Origin of the sequence: Micromonospora sp. DT41 (genome assembly GCF_049841715.1) — a bacterium.
Taxonomy (GTDB): domain Bacteria; phylum Actinomycetota; class Actinomycetes; order Mycobacteriales; family Micromonosporaceae; genus Micromonospora; species Micromonospora profundi.
The window spans coordinates 24,037-42,788 of the sequence record NZ_JBNCKU010000021.1; the positions used below are offsets into that span (position 1 = coordinate 24,037).

An 18,752-nucleotide genomic window follows, 5' to 3' on the forward strand; every position below is an offset into this window, starting at 1 on the left:
GGGTCAGCGCCTTTCGGTGAGGGCTTGGACGAGCCGCCACGGGCGGCCGTCGACGAGGTCGGTGCGGCGGGAGACGAGCCGGTTCGCCGCCTGCACCGGGGCCACCACGGCATGCGCGACGGGCCGGTCGGCGGCGATGTCGGTGCGCAGCGGGCTGCTGATCCGGCCGGTGAACGGTCCGGACCAGGTGGTCCAGAGGGTGAAGTCGGCGCTGAGCGCGAAGACCGCGGCGCCTGTGCCGAGGGGCCCGGCGGCGATCACGTTGAGCCGGTTCTCGGCGGCCCGCTCCGGCAGGCCCAGCGCCAGCTCCCAGGGCTCGCGCGGAGTGAACGGCACGGCGACCACATCCGCGTCGGCGAGCGCGGCGAGCCGGAACATCTCCGGGAAGATCGCGTCGTCGCCCACCACGATCGCCAGCCGCCCCCAGGGCAGGTCGAAGGTGCGCAGCGCGTCGCCGGGCCGCTCGGCGTCGCGGGCCGCGCCGGCCCGATGCAGTTGTGGCTGCTCGCCGATCACGCCGGACGGGCCGATGAGTAGCCCGACCGGGCCGTCGGCGCCACGGGCGGTGGCGACGGCGTACGCGTCGGTGCCGCGCAGTGCCGGTGCCAGCGCCGCGGCCACGTCGGCCGGCCCGGCGTGCGCGCCGAGGGCGTTCTCGGCGAGCACGCCGAGCAGCGCGCCCTCGGCGACCGCCTTGCCGAGCAGGTCGGCCGCCTGGCCGGGGTCCCGCGGCCGGACCACGGCGACCGGCAGCCTCGACGCGCCGGGCGGCCGGCGGCGACCGGTCGGTGTGCCCCCGAGTGGGCCGTAGAGCTCCGGTCGGCGGGCCGTGCGGATGTCGGTGCCGTCCGGGCGGTGCTTGTCGTCGGCGCGTTCCGGAGCGATGTCGGCGATGACGACGGCCTCCCCGGTGCGCGGGCCCCTGGCCACCACCGTGCCGTCCGGTGCGACGATCTGCGACTCGCCGGCCCCGTGCAGCCACTGCTCCGGCACGCCGAGGCCGCGGCTCATGGCCGGCAGGTGCTCGGCGGGCAGCAGCGGGCCGACCTTGTTGGCGGCGATCACCCAGGCCCGGTTCTCCGCGGCCCGCACCGGGATGTGCAGCGCGGCCTCATCCGTGGCGAACGAGTTCAGGCTGTTCAGCAGCACCTGCGCGCCGCGCAGCACGAGCCCGCGGGTGACCTCGGGAATGACGCCCTCCATGCAGGCGTACATGCCGATCCGGCCGATCGGGGTGTCGAGCACCGGTCCGACCTCGGTCGCCGGGTCGAGGTGGTCGTTCTCGGCGCCCATCAGGACCTGCTTGTCGCAGCTGCCGAGCACCGCCCCGTCCGGTCCGAAGAGGAAGTTGGTGCCGCCGGTGCGCCCGTCGGGGTAGGCGTGCGTGACGTTGATTTTGATGTACATCCGGTGCTCGGCGGCGCTCGCCGAGATCGCGGTGAGGAACGTGTCGCCCGGCCGGGTGGCCAGGGCGTGTGCCTGGGCGCGGTCGGTGTACCAGGCCAGGTGGTTGCAGAACTCGGGCAGCACCACGAGCTGCGCGCCCTGTCCGGCGGCGTCGGCGACCAGGCGCAGGCAGGTGGCCAGGTTGGCATCGATGTCCTGGCCGGCCTCGAACTGTACGGCGGCAACCCTGATGGTCATGCCCGCTCCGGTTCCCCTAGCGAAACGCTGTTTCCAGAACATACACTCGGGCGACGCTGGGGAACAGGGGGACGAACAGGTGTTTACGCACGTGGTACTGATGAAGTTCGCCGATTCGGCCGATGCTGCCAAGGCGAAGTCGTTGCTGGAAGGTCTGGCCAACACAATTGATGAGATCGCGACGCTGACGGTCGCCCTGGACACGCTGCGGACCGCGGTCTCCTACGACCTGTGCATGATCAGCACACACACCGACGCGGACGCGTTGCGCGCCTACCAGGCCCACCCCGCCCACCTGGAGGTGGCGGGCTGGCTCAAGCCGCGCCTCGCGGCCCGCGTCGTCGTCGACTACTGAAAACAGGGCCCGCCCGACGCGGCCCGGCCTCAGCCCGGGTACGCGTTGGCGGCCAGCCCGGCACCACCGGGCCGGAACGGGCCGGGGGCGTGCACGACGCAGGTCTGCGCGTACTCGGCCAGCCCCTCCTCGGCGTACTCGCGGCCGTAGCCAGAGCGCTTCACCCCACCGAACGGCGCCCGCAGCGACAGCCCGGTGCGGTTGTGCGTGTTGACGAAGACGAAGCCCGCCTCGACCCGGCGGGCCAGCGCGAACGCCCGCTCCTCGTCGGCCGACCAGACGGAGCCGCCCAGGCCCAGCTCGTCGGCGTTGACCCGGGCCAGCAGTTCCTCCTCGTCGTCGTAGAGCAACAGCGGCACCGTCGGCCCGAACTGCTCCCCGGCGACCACCTCGGCGTCGTCCGGTGCATCCAGCACGAGTGTCGGGGTCACGAAGTACCCGCCGGCCAGGTCGGTGCCGCCGTCGACGGTGCCCAGCGGCAGCGCGGTGGCTCCCCGGTCAACGGCCGCGGCCACGATCCGCTCGATCCGGGCGGCGGCGCCCGCCGATACGACCGGGCCCATGCTCACCCCGGGCGTGAGCGCATCACCGGCGCGCAGCACCTCCGCTGCGGCGGACCGGTACGCCGCCACGAAATCGTCGCGGCGGCTGCGGTGCACGTACAGCCGCTTCGCCGCCATACACACCTGGCCACTGGTGGCGAAACTCGCCAGGACCAGCCGGCGCATCGGCTCGGCGCCCAGGTCGGCGTCGGGCAGGAAGATCGCCGCGTCGTTGCCGCCCAGCTCCAGCACGACCGGCGTGGTCTGGGTGGCCGCCGTCGCTGCCACCTGCCGGGCCGCCACACCGCCGCCGGTGAACGCCACCTTGCGCACCAGCGGGTGCCCGACCAGCGCCGCTCCGGCTGCGGCGTCGCCGTGGACGACCGCCAGCGTCCCGTCCGGCAACGCCCCGGCGAGCAGGCGCAGCGCCTCCGAGACCGCCAGCGGGGCCAGCGGCGAGGGCTTGACCACCACCGCGTTGCCGGCGGCGAGGGCCGGGGCCACCTTGAGCACGGTGAGGATGATCGGCGCGTTCCACGGCGTGATCGCGGCGACGACCCCGTAGGGCCGGGGCAGCCGTAGGAGCCGGCCGGCCGCGTCGTCGATCTCCCGCTCCGCGTACGCCGCCGGGGCGTGCTCGACGACCCAGCGCAGGTACGTGGCGGCGAACCCGACCTCGCCGCGGCAGTCCGCGAGCACCTTGCCCGACTCCCGGGCCAGCAGCTCGGCCAGCGCCTCGCACCGTCGGGCGATCGCGTCGGCGCCGGCGGCCAGCGCGGCGAGCCGCCGCGCGATGCCGGTGACCGCCCAGCCCCGCTGCGCGGCGTCGGCCCGGCGTACCAGGGCGTCCACCCGCTCGGGCCCGCTCACACCGACCGTGCCGACCAGCTCGGTGACCCTGGACGGGTTCTCCCGCTCGATCACCGGGCCGTCGCCTGGCACCGTCATGCCCGCGCCACCGGCTGCCCGGCGTCGGGGCGCAGCGAGGCGATCATGGAGCTGCGCAGCAGATACGCCCGGGCGGCCGCCGGATCCTCGGCCAGCGCGCGCAGGCCGGCCAGATGCGCGGAGCGCAGCTGCGGATCGGTGACCCGCATCCGGCGGTAGTTCTGGTCGGAGACCTCCTGCACGTACGTCAGGGCGATCCGGCGCCGCTCGTCGGCCACCGCCGTCACCGCCCGGTCCAGCTCCCCGCCGTCCGGTGCCACGCTGCCCGAGGCCAGCACCTCCGCGTAGGCGACCGCGTCGTGGATGCCCGAGTTCATGCCCAGCCCGCCGAGCGGGTTGTTGACGTGCGCGGCGTCGCCGGCCAGCAGCACCCGCCCCTGCCGGAACGCCGCGGCGACCCGCTGGTGCACCCGGTACAAACTGGCGTGCGCCACCCGCCACGGCCGGCCCGGATCGGCGATCGCCCGCAGCCGCCCGTCGAGCCGGCCCAGCTCGTGCGCGTCAGAGGTGTCCTCGGGGGTGGGCAGCAGCACCCGCCAGTGGTCCGGCGTGCGCAGCAGCACCGACCACTCGACCGGGTCGAAGACGTAGTTGACGTACGCCAGCGGGCCGAGCAGCACTGGCAGGTCCTCGTCGGTGGAGGCCACCAGGAACCGTTCGGGGTAGGTGATCCCGTCGAACGGCAACTCCAGCGCCCGCCGTACCGCCGAACTGGCGCCGTCGGCCGCGATCATCCAGTCGCCGGCCACCTCCCGGCCGTCCTCGGCGACCGCGACCACACCGCCGTCGGTCTGATCCGCGGCCTGTCGTACCGAGTCGACAGGCCAACCGAAGCGGACCCGGGCCGTCGGTTGCCCGGCCAGGTGCGCCAGCAGGATCACGCACAGCTTGGACTGCTCGCACTGCACCCGGTACGGGTACGGGGTGTCCTCGGCGAGCACCGAGAGGTCCAGCTCCGCGATCAGTCCCTCCCGGCGATCCCGGTAGGCGAACGTCGACGCCACCAGCCCGCGCGCCAACAGGTCCGCGCCGACCCCCAACGCCTCGAGCATCTCCAGCGTCGGCGGGTGGAACGTGGAGGCACGGGACTCGGCGGCGAGGTCGTCACCGGCCTCCAGCACTGTCACCTCGCAGCCCCGGCGGGCCAGCGCGAGCGCAGCGGTCAGCCCGACCGGCCCCGCTCCGGCGATCAGCACGTGCATCAGGCGTACCTCCGATCGAGAGTCAGCGCCTCGTCCTGGCCGACCAGCGCGGTGAACGACGACCAGGCGAGCCGGGGCACCGCGTCGGCGTGACCGTCCCGGCCGATCGCGGCGTAGGCGGCGGCAGCCGCGCGCAGCGCGGCCAGCATCGGCGCGACCGGGTGCAGCACGACCCGGACCCCGAGCGTGCCGAGCGCGTCGTCGGGCGGGAAGGCGCGCACACCAGCCGCCTCCGAGCGATTCACCACCAGGGGTACGCCGGGCAGCGCGGTATGCACCGCCGCCAACTCCTCGGCGGTGTCCACACCCTCCAGGAAGACCGCGTCGGCGCCGGCGTCGGCGAACTGGCCGGCCCGCTCGATCGCCTCGTCGAGGCCGGCCACCGAGTAGGCGTCGGTGCGGGCGATCAGGACCAGGCCGGTGCCCGTCTCGGCGATCGCCCGGATCTTCGCCGTCGCACCCGCGATGTCCAACAGCTCCTTGCCGGCCAGGTGGCCGCAGCGCTTCGGGCTGACCTGGTCCTCCAGGTGCAGCCCGGCGACGCCGGCCGCCGCGTACCGCTGGGCGGTCCAGACCGCGTGCAGCGGATTGCCGTAGCCGGTGTCCGCGTCGGCGATCAGCGGCACGCCGGCCAGCGCCGGGACCAGCCGCGCGGCCCGCTCCGCGACGTGTGTGCCGTGCAGGTATCCCAGGTCGGGAAGGCCCAGCTCGACTGCGGCGCAGACCGCACCGGACAGGTGCACGACGCGGTGTCCGGCCTCGGCGGCCAGCGCGGCGGTGAGCGGGTCGTGTACGCCGGGGGCGTGCACCAGCGAGCCGCCGCCCACCAGCGTCCGCAGCACGTCGGCCGGGCGTACGGGCGCCGTGCCGTCGGGCACGACCGGGGGCGCATCAGTCGACGGGACGGTGTCGCCCGGGTTCATGGCCGGCCGTGCAGCGCGAAGCCGCCCTCGACGCCGACCACCCTCGGGTTGGTGAAGAACCGCAGCGTCTCGGCGGTGCCCTCCTCGCCGTACCCGGACAGCCCGAACGCCGGGCGCGGGCTGAACAGGTGCAGGCTGAGCACCGAGGAGCCGTTGACCTTGACCTCGCCGGCCCGGATTCGGCGGGCCACGGCCAGCGCCGCCTCCTCGTCCGCGCCGAGCACGTACGCCTCCAGCCCGTACGGCGTGCCGTTGGCCAGCGCCACCGCCTCATCGAGGGTGTCGTACGGGTGCACCGCCGCCACCGGTCCGAAGATCTCGTCGCCGGTGTGCGCCGCGGCGACGCCGGTGACCAGCGTCGGGGCGAGGAAGTTCCCGCCGGCCAGCGGTCCGGCGGCCGGCAGCGTGGTGCCGGTGACCGCGGTCCCGCCGTGGGCCAGCAGGTCGTCGCGGGCGGCCAACACCCGGGCCAGGTGCCGGGAGTGCACCAGCGGACCGAGGTCGGTCGCGGGGTCCAGCGGCGCGCCGGCGACCAGGCCGGCGAGCCGGTCGGCGATCGCGCCGACGATCTCGTCGTGCTGCTCGGCGGGCACGATCAGCCGGCCCAGCGCCCGGCACCACTGGCCGTTGAGCGTGCTGAGCAGGTCGACCGCGGCCCGGGCGACGTCGGCGATGTCGGCGTCGGGGAGCACGACCAGCGGGTTGTTGCCGCCGAGTTCGAGCTGCACCGGCTTGATGTCGTAGGCGCAGGCCGCCGCGACCGCCCGCCCGGCGGAGAGCCCGCCGGTGAAGGAGACCGCCCGGATCCGGGGATCGCCGACCAGGGCCGCGCCGGCCTCGGCCCCGCCGTGCACGAGCTGGAACACCCCGGCCGGTACGCCGGAGGCGGCGAGCACGGCCCCGATGACGCCGGCGAGCCGTTGGCTGCCGTGCGGGGCGTACTCGCTGGGCTTGAGGATCGTGGGGCAGCCGGCGGCGAGCGCGTTCGCGACCTTGTGCGCGGCCATCGGCGCGGGCGCGTTCCACGGCACCACGCAGACGGCCGGACCCCAGGGCAGCCGTTCGGCGTGCACGACCCGGCCGTCCTCGCGGTGGAACTCCTGGCTCTGCGGGCCCTGCCGTAGCTGGGCGGCGGCGAGCCGGAACGCACCGCCGAGGATCACGCCCAGCGGTGTGGTCTGCCGGATCGGCACGCCGGTGGTCGCCGACTCCTGCGCGCAGATCTCGGCCGCGACGCCCTCGACCGCCTCGGCGACGCCGTCCAGCACGTCGGCCCGAGCTGAGGCCGGCAGCGCGGCCCAGCTCCCGGCCTCGTGCGCCGTCGAGGCGGCGGCGACGGCGGCGGCGATCCGGTCCGGCGGCGTGCCGGCGGCGGGCCGCCGCACCGCCCCGGTCGCCGGATCCTCCAGGTCGAACCCGAGCGGTGCGTCGCTGGGCGTCCAGACCCCGCCGACCAGGTCGGCGAGATCGGGCAGGTCCGGCTGCTGGTGCCCGGTCACCCGGCCACCGCCACGAACAGGTCGTTGGACCGGTCGCTGGTGACCATGCCGGCCGCCTCCAACCGGCCGCGCTCCGGCGGGAACGTCATCACCAGCCCCATCGCCAGATCGCGCAGCGCCCGGCCGACGGACCCGTTCATGGTGGCACCGGACGTGCCGGACGCCTTGAGCGCGCCGACCGCCACGTCGAAGCACGCCTCGCAGATCGAGCCCTTGGCCAACCGCCACTGCCGGTAGACCTCGGCGTGCGGGCGCAGCGGCGGCTCACTGGTCTCCAGCAGCAACTGGCGGCGCAGCCAGAGGTACGCCGTCTCCAACCGTTCCGTCATGTTGCCGATGATCACCTGGTGCATGGGGCTCTCCGCAATCGGCCGACCGGTGTCGGCGAAGGTCTTCTGGGTGAGCCTGGTGAGCGTGTCGTCGTAGACGCTCTGCGCCGCGCCGACGTAGACCGCCGTGATGGCCAGCTGGTTGCCGACGAAGCTGCCCCGGCTGCACTGCAACATCTTCACGAACGCGCCGGGCACGGTGAGCGCCTCGTCGGCCGGGATGAAGACGTCGTCGAGCCGGATGCCGCGGTTGGCCGAGCCGCGCATGCCAATGCCGTCCCAGTTCGGGCGTGAGGCGACCCCGGCGGCATCGCGGGGGACCAGGAACAGTGCCAGCCCGTCCGCCGTCTCGTGCCCGGCGAGCCGGGCGGTGACCAGGTAGGTGTCGGCGACGCCGGTGGCGCAGCCGAACGACTTCTCGCCGTGCAGCGACCAGCCGTCGACGCCGTCGCGACTGGCTGGGGTGGCGGTGGTGGAGATGGCGATGTTGGCCGACGAGCTCTTCACCGCCTCGCTGGCGAAGTTGGCCAGCCACACCCCACCGGCCATCCGGGTCAGCACCTTCTCGGCGAAGGCCCGCACGGCGGGGACGTCGTCGTCGTCGAAGAGGCCGCGTTCGATCGCCTCCAGCGGCAGCATGCCCCGGGAGGCGCTGGTGTTGTGGAAGAAGAAGGCCAACGCCGTCGACGGGCACGCGCTGCCCATCGCGAAGGTGGCGGCGGCGAGGTCGCGCAGGCCGCCGCCGAGGCCGCCGTACTCCTGCGGAACCACCAGGCCGAGCAGCCCGGCATCGCGCAGCAGCGCGACGTGCGCGGCGGGGAACACCCCGTCGGCGTCGGCCTGCGCGGCGGCGGCCCGCAGCGCGGGCAGCACCTTCTCCACCCGGGCCGCGCGATCCTGCTCAGCCGGGGTGAGGTCGTCGATGAGCCGTCCGCCGGTGGACATGTGGGTCACTCCTCTGGTTTGGTGGCGGGGAGCCGGGGACAGGACACCCCGAGTTGACGGGCGAGAAAGACCAGGTCGCGGGTGCGCAGGGCACCCGCTCGCCCGCTGAGGGTGGTGTCGAAGCCGGTGACCCCGCTCTTCATCGCGACCATGGCGTTGACCAGGCCGAGCCCGCGCTGGGTCCGCAGTCGCACCCGAAGTGAGGCGCGGCGGGCGCGCACGGTGGCGTCGGCGAGCACTGCCCGCACCTGCACCGGGCTGGCGTCGGCCGCTTCGACCAGGGTGACGGCGGTGTGCCCGGCACGCAGCAGTTGGTCCAGTTCGGCGAGGGTGGCCTCCTCGCCGCCGGCCCGGAAGGCGTCGGCGATCATCGGGCCGGGTGTTGCCCGAACCGTGAAGCCGGCCATCGCCAGGGTTTTCGCGCGCGGGCGGGAGAGCCGGCCCCCGATCGCGATGTCGATGCTCTCCGGCAGCGGGTCGGCGAGCTGGCTCCACACGCTGGAGTGGAACAGCAACGGGGCGCCGACCCGGGGGGTGCTGGCGGCGAGCACCTCCCCGACGAAGATCGTGTGGTCACCGCCGGGGTAGGCGTGCACGACCCGGCAGTCCAGCCAGGCGGTCGAGTTGACCAGGACCGGGCAGCCGGTCTCGGCGTGCGTCCAGTCCAGCCCGGCGAAGCGGTCGGTGATCTCGGGGCGCATGCCGGCGAAACGCTGGCCGATGCCGGCCTGGCCCTTGCCGAGGAAGCTGATCGCGAAGACCCCGGCCCGCTCCACCAGGGCGTGGCTGGGAAGGTGGACGCCCAGGCAGATGGAGACCAGCGGCGGGTTGAGGCTGACCGAGGAGAACGAGCTCGCCGTCATGCCGTGTGGTCGGCCGTCGACGACCGTGGTCACGACAGCGACGCCACTGGGCCATTGGGCGAGGGCCGAGCGGAACGTGATGCTTTCGACCGACACTGACAGGCTCTCCGTTTCGCATCAGGAAACGCCGTTACCAGAAACGTAACGAGGGGTGGTGTCCCGTGTCAACCGTTCTTTGGTCCGGCCGGCCGGCGACACTCCGGACACGCCGTTTCGCTAGGTGGAATGGCGCGACCTACACTGCTCTGGGGACCGGACAAAAACGAACAGTGCTGTGGAGGCTCACCCATGACCAGTCGGACATCCGCGGCGACGGCACCGGCCGTTGCGGAGGACGGCGACGGCCAGTCCCGCTCGATCGCGGCGGTCGAGCGGGCGATGGACGTGCTGCTCTACTTCGGGCGCAGCGGGCGACCGGACCTGGGCGTCACCGAGATCGCGACCGCGCTGGGCCTGACCAAGGCCGCCGTGCACCGCATCCTCACGGCGCTGCGCAGCCGGGATCTGATCATTGTCGACCCGAGCACCCGTCGGTACGCACTGGGCCACGCGGCCGTCACGCTCGGCCGGGCCTACCTGGCCCGCACCGATCTGCGCGCGATGGCCGGCCCGGAGCTGCGCGCGCTGGCGGCCCAGACGGGCGAGACCGCCACGCTGTCGCTGCGCCGGGGCGACACCCGGCTGTATGTCGACCAGGTGGTGCCCGAGCACGAGTTGCGGCTCGACGTCAACATCGGCATTCCGTACCCGCTGCACGCCGGCAGTTCGTCCAAGGCGTTCCTGGCCTTCGTCGCCGAGGACGAGTTCGACGCCTACCTGGAGCGGCACCGGCTCGTCGAGGTCACCGACCGCACCATCACCGACCCTGCGAAGCTGCGCAAAGAGATGGCGGCCATCCGCAAACGCGGCTATGCCACCTCGCGCGGCGAACGCCAGCCCGGCGCGACGTCGATCGCGGCGCCGGTCCACGACCACGACGGGCACGTGGTGGCGGTCGTCAGCGTGGCCGGGCCGGTGGGGCGGTTCAAGCCGGACTCGCCCGAGCTGGCGAAGTCGCTACTGGAGGCGACCGGCCGGATCTCCGCTCAGCTCGGCTACAGCGGCGCCTGACCGACCTGCCCGGGTCACAGCGCCGCGAGCGGCTTCAGCACGCCGAGCGCCGCGGCCGCGAGCACGCTGCCCCAGATGCCCCACACGTAGGGTAGGCAGCCGTCGATCGCCCGCCGCATCGTGCGCTCCACCTCCGGTGTGGAGCCGGTCGTCATCAGGGTGCCGAAGGCCGGTCCGAACGGGCGCAGGGTGAGCCGGATGCCCAGTCCGCAGGCGATCGCGACGCTGTAGAGCAGGATCTTGCCGCCCAGCCACTTCGGGTTGGTGTCCACACCGAACGGTGCGGCGGCGAAGAGCGTGTAGAGCGCGGTCCCGGCCAGCCCGGCGATCAGCACTATCCGGACCGTCCAGTCCGCCCGGCGCACCCACCGGTGGTGGCCCGGGCGGTGATGGTCGGAGATCGTTGCGGCCAGCCACCCCGCCGCGAACACCCAGAGCAGCGCGACGATCGGCCAGCCGAACGGGTTGATGCCGAAGACCTGCGCGCCGTGCGGGTCCAGCGCCATCAGCGTGACGCCGCTGGGCAGGAAGAGCACCAGGCAGATCTTGGGCCCCAGGTCGAGCCCGCCCATGATCTTCAGTGCGGTGGCCCGGGCGGCCGGGGTGAGATCGGGCTTGAGGACGAACCGGCTCGACCAGAAGACTCCGAGATCCCCGCCCAGCCAGAAGACGAAGAGCACGATGTGCAGCAGAATCCACCAGCCGTGCAGGTGCGGTCCCATGAAGCCTCCTTGACGTCTCGAGCCCTAATGGAAACACTGTATTCGCAGTCGAAACAATGGCCGCATCGCCGGGGCGTTGTCGAACGGAAGGGCCCGAAGCCGTTGAGGTCGTACCTGTACGTGCCCGGGGACGCGCCCGACAAGCTGGCCAAGGCGGCGCGGCGCGGCGCAGACGCGGTGATCATCGACCTGGAGGACGCGGTGCCGCCGGCCGGCAAGGGCGCCGCCCGCTCGGCGGTCGCCGCCTTCCTGCGCTCCGCACCACCCGGGGTCGCCTGGTGGGTGCGGATCAACCCGGGCCAGTTGGGCCACGTCGACGCGGCGGCCGTCGTGGGGCCGGGGCTCGCCGGGCTCTGTGTGGCGAAGGCCGAGTCCGCCGCCGAACTGGCAGCCCTCGACGAGGTGCTCGGCGCGGTCGAGTCGGCGGCCGAGTCGCCGGTGGGCACGACCCCCGTGGTGCCGCTGCTGGAGTCGGCGGCGGCCGTGGTCGCGGTCCTCGACATCGCCCGCGCACCCCGTGTACGGCGGCTGCAACTCGGCGAGGCGGACCTGCGCGCCGACCTCGGTGTCACGCTCGGGCCGGACGAGCGGGAACTGCTCTTCGTCCGCTCGCAGGTGGTGCTGGCCAGCGCGGCGGTCGGCATCGAGCCACCGGTGGCACCGGTCAGCACCGACTTCCGGGACCTGGTCGCGCTGCGCGCGTCGACGATCGCGCTGCGACGGATCGGCTTCGTCGGCCGGGCCTGCATTCATCCGGCGCAGATCGCGGTGGTCAACGAGGCATTCACCCCGACACCGGACGAGGTGGCGGCGGCGGCTGACCTGGTGGCCCGCTTCGACGCGGCGGTCCGCGACGGCGTGGGAGTCTGCCTCGACGCGCGGGGCCGGCTGGTGGACGAGGCGGTGGTCCGCTCCGCCCGGCGACTGCTCGCCCTGGCGGTGTAGGCGCCCGCGCATTCCCGGCGCGGCGTCGGTGTGGGTGCGGCGGTGGGCATGGCCGGCCGGGTCCGGCCTCAGCGAGCCGGCGCGGTCAGCGCGAGTAGCGCCGATGGCGTCACCCCGGTGCCGAGCACGGCGTCGCGCAGCGCGGCGATCCGCGCCGGTGGAACCGCCCGCTCGGCGTTGAGCTGGAACTTCGTCGCCAGATCGGCCGCGCTCAACGGATGCTGTGGCCCGCCGCGCGACGAGTCGACCCGGTGCTCCAGGAGGGCTCCACCGCGGGTCCGCACCCGCAGCACCGCCGCGAACGCACGCGGGAACAGCTCCGACGCCCGGGGGTCGGCCACGCACCGGACGCGGGCCGCCAGCGCCAGCCGGTCGGCCGGCAGCTCGCCGACGAAGTCGTCGAGCGACAGCCCCAGGCCGCCACCGCCGAGCAGCGCCGCCGCGATCGTGTACGGGCCGGAGAACTTCGCGTGGTACGCGCTGCGCGGGCGGGTCTTCTCGGCGGTGGGTTCGGCGATGGTACGCAGTACCGGGGCGGCCACCCCCAGCTCGATCTCGGCGACGTCGGCCGGGTCGAGCCCGCCAGCCCGCAGCGCCAGGGCACAGTCGACGCCGGGGTGGGTGAAGTGATTCGACGGGTACGGCTTGTAGACGGTGCGCAGCACCTCCCAGTCGGTGCCCAGCCCGCGCAGCAGCGCGTCGGCGGTGAAGTCGCCGGTGTGCGCGGTGAAGAAACCGAACCGTCCCTCCAGCACGGTCGGTGGCCCGGTCAGCCCGTCGGCCGCCAGCACCGCCGCGCTCACCCCGGCGTGGGCGGCCCAGCCGCAGTGGGCCTGCTTGACCGAGCCGCCGGTGCGGTTGGCCTCCAGGATGCCGGCGCCCATGCTCGCGGCGATCCCGATGGCATGGCCGATGCCCGCGGCATCCAGGCCGTAGAGCAGGCCGGCCGCGACGGCCGCGCCGATCGTGCCGCAGATCGAGGTGGCGTGCTGGCCCCGCTCGAAGTAGACGTTGACCCCGGTGTCGGGCAGGTAGCCTGCCATGCCGAGCCGGTTGGTGATCTCGATCCCGGCTGCCACCGCCGGGACCAGGGCCGCGCCGTCGACAGCCGCACCGCTCCCGACCGCCTCCGCGGCGGCGAGCGCGGCCGGTACGACGCTGGCGCTCGGGTGCAACACCGAGGGCAGGTGTGTGTCGTCGAAGTCCAGCGAGTGGGCCAGCACCCCGTTGACCAGCGCGGCGGCCGGGGCGGGCAGCCGGTCGCCGGAGCCGATGACGGTAGCCTCGCCGATGCCGCCCCAGCGCCGCACGGAGCGCAGCGCGGCCGCTGCGGCGTCGGCCCCCGGGTCGGCGTGCGCGGCCAGGGCCAGCCCCAGGATGTCCAACACCCGGCCGGGGATGTCGGCGCGGACGACGTCGGGCACCCCGTGGTCGCGGCAGTCGACCGCGAAGCGCGCCAGCCGGGCGCTGAGCGTGGGCTCGTCGCCCGGCGCGGCCGTGGTCCCGGCCGTGCTTTCGCCCGCCGTCACGGCAGGACCGCCAACGGGCGGACCGGGGCGCCGGTGGCCCCGACGATGGGCAGCGGGTTGAGCACGAACAGGAACTCCCGGGCTCCGGTGTCCAGCAGCGGGGCCAGGTTCATCGTCTCCACGATGTTGATCCCGTGCTCCACCAGCAGGATCCGGTGCACCGGCAGGGTGGCGTGGCCTCGTCCGGGCGCGAGGTGCTCGAAGGCGATCGTCTCGCCGCCGACCACCCTGGGGGCGCGCTCGGCGAGCCAGCGGGCGGCGGCCACCCCGGGGCCGGGAACCCCGTCGGCGAGCCCGACGAACGCCGCACCGTCGCCCCACCGTCGCGACCATCCGGTGCCGACCAGGACCGCGTCGCCCGGCGCGATCCGAATGTGCCCGGCGGCCCGCTCCAGGTCGTCCGGAGTGATCTCGTAACCCGCCGGCAGCACGGCGGTGGAGTGCACGGCGGCGACGTCGAGCAGCACGGCCCGTCCGACGTACGGATCGAACGTCTCGATGCCCAGCTCCGCGAAGCCTTCGTGGGACTGCGCTGCCCCGGCCGGCCGGCCGGCGTGCACGAATCCGTCCTGCGAGACGTGGGCCAGCGCGTCGACGTGGGTACCGACGTGCCCGCCGGTGATGATGACCTCGTTGGCGGCACTGCCGCCGTCGGCGCGCACCAGGTCGCCGTGGCGGCGCTCGATCACCATCCGGAACGGCGGGTGGTTCGGTGACTGGGGCATTCCCCGGCGCATCGGGTGGGCCAGGTCGATGATCCGGGCCCCGGCCAGCGCCGGCCACAGAGCGGTGGCGCCGGGGTCGAGGTCGGGTTGCGGTCCAGCGGTGGGTGGGCCCACTCAGATCACGCCTCTCGATTGCAGGTCGGCGAGCTCGTCGGCGCTGAGGCCGAGCTGGTCGCCGTACACGGACTGGTTGTCGGAACCGGGCGGACGCCCGGTCCACGCGTTCAGTGCACCGGGCACGGGACCTCCGCGGGGACCGATCGAGGTTTGGACGCCAATCTAACCGGGCTTTATCCATAATGGAAACCCCGTTACATTGTCCGAAACGCACAAGGTGAAGGGGGTGCGCGGTGGCGCGTTACGACCTGCTGGTCAAGGGCGGCACGCTGGTGCTGCCGTACGTGGGAACGATCCGGGCTGATCTCGCCACCCGTGACGGCCGGATCGCCGCCATCGGGGCCGACCTCGACCCGGCCGACGCCGCCGAGGTGCTCGACGCCGACGCCAGGCTGGTCTTCCCCGGGGCGGTGGACGCGCACTACCACCTGGGCATCTACCGGTCGCTCGCCGAGGACGCCGCCGAGGAGACCCGCTCCTCCCTGGTCGGCGGGGCGACCACGGTGCTGTCCTACTTCCGGACCGGGCAGCACTACCTCAACCGCACCGGCGCGTACGCCGACATCTTCCCGGAGGTGCTCGCGGCCGTGGGCGGGCGCGCCTACACCGACTACGGCTTCCACCTCGCGCCGATGGACACCGCGCAGGTCGGCGAGGTGCCCACACTGGTCGGCGAGCATGGGGTGTCGTCGTTCAAGTACTACATGTTCTACAAGGGCTTCAACCTCAGCGCGGACTCCCGCGACGCCAAGTCCTTCACGATGAGCGACGAATACGACCTGGGGCACCTTTACCAGATCATGGAGGCGGTCGCGGCGGCCAACGGCCCGGACCGGCGCGTGTCGCTGTCGCTGCACTGCGAGCAGTCCGAGCTGATGCGGCTGTTCATCGACCGGGTCCGGGCAGCCGGTGACCCGCAGACCCTCAAGGCATACTCCGACGCCCGCCCGCCGCTCACCGAGCGGGTCGCCATCGGCGAGGCCACCACCCTGGCCGGCGCCACCGGCTGCCCGGTCAACCTGCTGCACCTGTCCTCGGCCGACGCGCTGGACGCGGCCCGGGCGGCCCGCGCCGCGCTGCCCGGCGCCGACATCCGGACCGAGGTCACCCTGCACCACCTCTGCCTGTCCTACGACGCGTTGACCGGGCTGGGCGGCAAGGTGAACCCCCCGATCCGCACGGTGGCCGACACCGAGGCGTTGTGGGCCGGCGTGCTCGACGGTTCGGTCGACTGGGTGGCCTCCGACCACGCGTGCTGCACCGAGGAGCACAAGGGCGACGCGCTCTGGCCGGCCCTGCCCGGCTTCGGCGGCACCGCGCTGCTCTACCCGCTGCTGATCAGCGAGGGGATGCACAAGCGTGGGCTGTCGCCGGCCCGGATCGCGGAGCTGGCCTCGGCGAACCCCGCGCGGGCGTACGGCCTGTGGGGGCGCAAGGGCAACCTCGTGGTGGGCGCGGACGCCGACCTCGCGATCGTCGACCCTGACCTGGAGCGGGAGGTGACGACCGACCTGCTGCTGTCCGGGCAGGACCACTGTCCGTTCGAGGGGCGCAAGGTCCGCGGCTGGCCGGTTGTGACGGTGGTCCGCGGGCACGTCGCATATCGCGACGGCGCGGTCACCGGAGTGCCGCAGGGGGTGTACGTCACCCGCTAGGTGTGACCGGGTGTGACGCGGCGGTGGTCGTGGCCACGTCACACCCCGTCGCCATCACATCCCGTCGCCGGACCAGGGGCCGCGCGAACGGGACCGCACCGGCAGGCTGGAGATGACCGGCGCCTCGTCGTGTTCGTGGTAATTGGTCGCCGTGCCACCCCACTTGACCCACTCGTCGGTGGTGTACCAGTTGATCAGCTCGCCGTCCGATCGGATGATCCAGTCGATGTCGGTCTCGGCCACGAAGTGGCCGTGCTTCACCCCGGCCGGCCGGAAGCAGTAGGTGCCCTCGTCGATGTCGCCGAAGTTGTACGCCATCTTCCCGCCGAGCGTGTAGAACTCCTCGTAGCAGGGGTGATGGGCCAGCCGGTGGTCGCTCCAGCCCTTGTGGGCCCGGATCAGCCGGGTGTAGAAGTTGGTCACCGGGTCGCGGTGCAGCAACTTGATGTAGAGCGGGGTGATCGGCCCGACCGTCGGGGCGGCGGTCCACTCCATGTCGTTGGAATCCACCACCGTCACCTCGCCGACGGCGGTCTCCCACCGTGCTGAGGCCGGATTCCACTGTGCCTTCTCGACGTCGAAACCGCAGTCGCCGTACTCGCGCCAGTGCAGCACCGACGAGCCCTCGCGGATCTTGATCCAGTCCATCGGCACGCCCCGCGGCACCTGCAGGTAGCCGCCGGGGCCGATCTCCTGACCGCCGTAGTTCAGCGAGCCGGACTGCACGTAGAACTCCGTGTCGGCGTGCGGCACGCCCGGCCCGCGCCCCCAGTCGCTGTCGAAGCTCAGCGACAGCGAGGACGACCCGTCCTCCTCGTCCACCGATAGTCGACGTTCGCGGGCCCCGCCCTCGCCGTGCGGCAGCTCCCCGACGTGCCAGATGTAGTCATTCTCGTGAATCAGTTCGACGTGCGCTCGCACCCGCTGCTCCTCACTTCGCGTTTCAGGGTCTTCCCGGCGGCGTTTGCGGGCGGCGCCCCCGGCCGGAGGTGCCGGGGCGCCCGGCAGCCGGCGATGGTGAGATCGATGCCGTCCGGGACCAGCATGGCTGCAATGGAAACACTGTTTCCACGGGCACGGCAAGCCCGTCCTCCCGCAATGTTCCCCCTAGCGAAACGGTGTATCCAGCGCATACGATGCGTCGAATGAATGGGGCACGCTCCGACGCCAGGGTCCTGGGGACCGGCACGCTCGATGCCGACTACACGACCGCCGGTTTCGCCCGCCGCCTCGGCTGGGGCACCCGGCCCGCGCTCGTGCTGGTCGACCCGGTCGCCGCGTACGCCGTACCCTCGTCGCCGTTGTTCCTGGCCGACGCGCAGGCCGCGCTGGCCGCGATGGCCGAGATGGTGGCGGCGGCCCGCGCGGCCCGGGTCCCGGTGGCCTTCACCGCGGTGCGGTACGTCGACGAGTCCTGCGCAGAGGCGCCCCTGTTCGCCGCGAAGGTGCCGGCGCTGGCCGCGTTCGCCGCCGGCAACCCGCTCGGCGACTTCCCGGCCCAATTGACGCCCGCCCGGGGCGAATACATCGTCTACAAGCACTACGCCAGCGCCTTCGCCGGCACCGCGCTGGCCGCCTGGCTCACCGCGGCCGGCGTCGACACGGTGGTGCTCGGCGGCTTCTCCACCAGCGGCTGCGTCCGCGCGTCGGCGGTCGACGCCCTGCAACACGGGTTCCGTCCGATGGTGGTGCGCGAGGCGTGCGCCGACCGCGATCCAGGGCCGCACGAGGCCAACCTCTTCGACCTCGACGCCAAGTATGCCGACGTGGTGCCGCTGGCCGACGCGGTCGCCCGGTTGGCCGGCGACTGACCGGACCGTTAGGAAGGGGCCCTTCCTATACACCAGACGTTAGGAAGGGCCCCTTCCTTCCCCCCGACTTGAGTGGGCAGGAGCAGTCATGCGTAAGGCAGTCATCACCGGCAGCACCAAGGGGATCGGCTTCGCGCTCGCCCGCGAGCTGCTCTCGCGGGGCCACTCCGTCGTCGTGTCGGGGCGCTCACGAACGGCCGTGGACGATGCCGTCGCGCGGCTGCGCCCGCAGGCCGCCGCGGCGGCCACCGTCCATGGAATCGCCGCGGACGTCACCGACGCCGCGCAGGTCGAGCGGATATGGAGTGCCGCGGTCGACGCGCTGGGCGGCGTCGACCTGTGGATCAACAACGCCGGTGTCGCCAACACCACCCGGCCGATCGTTGACACCGCGCCGGAGGACGTCCGGACGATGGTCACCACGAACATGCTCGGCACCGTGTACGGGTCGCAGGTCGCCGTCCGCGGCATGCTCGCCACCGGCGGCGGCCAGGTCTTCAACGTGCTCGGCGGTGGCAGCGACGGCGCGATCCGCCCCGGCATGGGGGTCTACTCGGCCACCAAGCGCGGCCTGGACTCCTTCACCCGGGCACTGGCCAAGGAGGTCACCGGTACCGGCGTGCGGATCGGCCAGATCCGCCCCGGCATCCTCATCACCGAGGGGTGGCTGCGCGAAGCCGCCGCCGCACCGGAGCAGGTGGCGCGGCAGCGCCGGCAGCTCAACATCCTGTGCGACCACGTCGACGACGTAGCGCCGTACCTGGTCGACCGGATGTTGGCGAGCACCCGCAACGGCGACGCGATCGCGTGGCTCACCACCGCCCGGATGACCCGCAAGTTCCTCACGCCCGGCAAGCGGGACGTGCTCGCCCGCTACGGACTCTGACC

The 18,752-nt window shown here is 73.3% G+C and carries 18 protein-coding genes; 6 read left to right on the forward strand and 12 right to left on the reverse strand.

Features of this window, described 5'->3' with window-relative positions:
- Positions 1-3: 3 nt before the first annotated feature.
- Positions 4-1,644, reverse strand: a complete 1,641-nt coding sequence (locus ACLQ23_RS28085; protein ID WP_425736005.1) for a nitrilase-related carbon-nitrogen hydrolase — start codon at positions 1,642-1,644, stop codon at positions 4-6.
- A 79-nt stretch (positions 1,645-1,723) separates the two neighbouring features.
- Between ACLQ23_RS28085 and ACLQ23_RS28090 the strand changes: the two genes are divergently transcribed.
- Positions 1,724-1,999 (forward strand): Dabb family protein, encoded by a 276-nt coding sequence (locus ACLQ23_RS28090; RefSeq protein ID WP_355597684.1) that lies wholly within the window; start codon positions 1,724-1,726, stop codon positions 1,997-1,999.
- Between the two features lie 29 nt (positions 2,000-2,028).
- On the opposite strand, the gene ACLQ23_RS28095 is transcribed toward ACLQ23_RS28090, so the two are convergent.
- From ACLQ23_RS28095 to ACLQ23_RS28120, 6 genes are read right to left on the reverse strand one after another with little or no spacing between them, the layout of a single operon-like run.
- A complete protein-coding gene (locus tag ACLQ23_RS28095) occupies positions 2,029-3,489 on the reverse strand; it encodes an aldehyde dehydrogenase family protein (protein WP_425881358.1) in 1,461 nt (486 codons plus the stop codon).
- Positions 3,486-4,691 (reverse strand): FAD-dependent oxidoreductase, encoded by a 1,206-nt coding sequence (locus ACLQ23_RS28100; protein WP_355597680.1) that lies wholly within the window; start codon positions 4,689-4,691, stop codon positions 3,486-3,488. The genes ACLQ23_RS28095 and ACLQ23_RS28100 overlap by 4 nt, the downstream gene beginning before the upstream one ends.
- Positions 4,691-5,569 carry an isocitrate lyase/PEP mutase family protein gene (locus ACLQ23_RS28105; RefSeq protein WP_425881359.1) on the reverse strand — a complete coding sequence of 293 codons (879 nt, stop codon included), beginning with the start codon at positions 5,567-5,569 and terminating at the stop codon, positions 4,691-4,693. Before ACLQ23_RS28105 ends, ACLQ23_RS28100 begins: the two co-directional genes overlap by 1 nt.
- A gap of 41 nt (positions 5,570-5,610) precedes the next feature.
- Positions 5,611-7,113: an aldehyde dehydrogenase family protein gene (locus ACLQ23_RS28110; RefSeq protein WP_425881360.1), complete on the reverse strand. Its 1,503-nt coding sequence runs from the start codon at positions 7,111-7,113 to the stop codon at positions 5,611-5,613.
- The gene (locus tag ACLQ23_RS28115) at positions 7,110-8,387 is read right to left on the reverse strand and encodes an acyl-CoA dehydrogenase family protein (protein ID WP_355597674.1); all 1,278 of its coding nucleotides are present in this window, start codon (positions 8,385-8,387) and stop codon (positions 7,110-7,112) included. Before ACLQ23_RS28115 ends, ACLQ23_RS28110 begins: the two co-directional genes overlap by 4 nt.
- A gap of 5 nt (positions 8,388-8,392) precedes the next feature.
- Positions 8,393-9,346: a flavin reductase gene (locus tag ACLQ23_RS28120; RefSeq protein WP_355597672.1), complete on the reverse strand. Its 954-nt coding sequence runs from the start codon at positions 9,344-9,346 to the stop codon at positions 8,393-8,395.
- Between the two features lie 192 nt (positions 9,347-9,538).
- Between ACLQ23_RS28120 and ACLQ23_RS28125 the strand changes: the two genes are divergently transcribed.
- Positions 9,539-10,360, forward strand: a complete 822-nt coding sequence (locus ACLQ23_RS28125; protein ID WP_355597670.1) for an IclR family transcriptional regulator — start codon at positions 9,539-9,541, stop codon at positions 10,358-10,360.
- 14 nt (positions 10,361-10,374) lie between these two features.
- On the opposite strand, the gene ACLQ23_RS28130 is transcribed toward ACLQ23_RS28125, so the two are convergent.
- The gene (locus ACLQ23_RS28130; protein WP_355597668.1) at positions 10,375-11,082 is read right to left on the reverse strand and encodes a hypothetical protein; all 708 of its coding nucleotides are present in this window, start codon (positions 11,080-11,082) and stop codon (positions 10,375-10,377) included.
- 102 nt (positions 11,083-11,184) lie between these two features.
- Between ACLQ23_RS28130 and ACLQ23_RS28135 the strand changes: the two genes are divergently transcribed.
- Positions 11,185-12,027, forward strand: a complete 843-nt coding sequence (locus ACLQ23_RS28135) for an HpcH/HpaI aldolase/citrate lyase family protein (protein ID WP_355628158.1) — start codon at positions 11,185-11,187, stop codon at positions 12,025-12,027.
- Positions 12,028-12,095: 68 nt separating this feature from the next.
- Here ACLQ23_RS28135 and ACLQ23_RS28140 read toward each other — a convergent pair whose 3' ends face one another.
- Genes ACLQ23_RS28140 through ACLQ23_RS28150 form a run of 3 tightly spaced genes read right to left on the reverse strand, consistent with a single transcriptional unit; the run spans position 12,096 to position 14,521 of the window.
- Positions 12,096-13,556, reverse strand: coding sequence for an MmgE/PrpD family protein (locus ACLQ23_RS28140; protein WP_355597664.1), 1,461 nt, complete (start codon positions 13,554-13,556; stop codon positions 12,096-12,098).
- Positions 13,553-14,395, reverse strand: coding sequence for a cyclase family protein (locus ACLQ23_RS28145; RefSeq protein WP_355597662.1), 843 nt, complete (start codon positions 14,393-14,395; stop codon positions 13,553-13,555). Before ACLQ23_RS28145 ends, ACLQ23_RS28140 begins: the two co-directional genes overlap by 4 nt.
- Positions 14,396-14,521: a hypothetical protein gene (locus ACLQ23_RS28150; RefSeq protein ID WP_425881361.1), complete on the reverse strand. Its 126-nt coding sequence runs from the start codon at positions 14,519-14,521 to the stop codon at positions 14,396-14,398.
- Positions 14,522-14,631: 110 nt separating this feature from the next.
- On the opposite strand from ACLQ23_RS28150, the gene ACLQ23_RS28155 reads away from it, so the two are divergent.
- Positions 14,632-16,053, forward strand: coding sequence for a dihydroorotase (locus ACLQ23_RS28155; RefSeq protein WP_355628155.1), 1,422 nt, complete (start codon positions 14,632-14,634; stop codon positions 16,051-16,053).
- Between the two features lie 54 nt (positions 16,054-16,107).
- Here ACLQ23_RS28155 and ACLQ23_RS28160 read toward each other — a convergent pair whose 3' ends face one another.
- Positions 16,108-16,974: a DUF4437 domain-containing protein gene (locus tag ACLQ23_RS28160; RefSeq protein ID WP_355597656.1), complete on the reverse strand. Its 867-nt coding sequence runs from the start codon at positions 16,972-16,974 to the stop codon at positions 16,108-16,110.
- Between the two features lie 224 nt (positions 16,975-17,198).
- Between ACLQ23_RS28160 and ACLQ23_RS28165 the strand changes: the two genes are divergently transcribed.
- Both ACLQ23_RS28165 and ACLQ23_RS28170 read left to right on the forward strand, forming a co-directional pair.
- Positions 17,199-17,864 carry an isochorismatase family protein gene (locus tag ACLQ23_RS28165; protein WP_355597654.1) on the forward strand — a complete coding sequence of 222 codons (666 nt, stop codon included), beginning with the start codon at positions 17,199-17,201 and terminating at the stop codon, positions 17,862-17,864.
- Positions 17,865-17,952: 88 nt separating this feature from the next.
- Positions 17,953-18,750, forward strand: a complete 798-nt coding sequence (locus ACLQ23_RS28170; RefSeq protein WP_355597652.1) for an SDR family oxidoreductase — start codon at positions 17,953-17,955, stop codon at positions 18,748-18,750.
- Positions 18,751-18,752 lie beyond the last annotated feature (2 nt).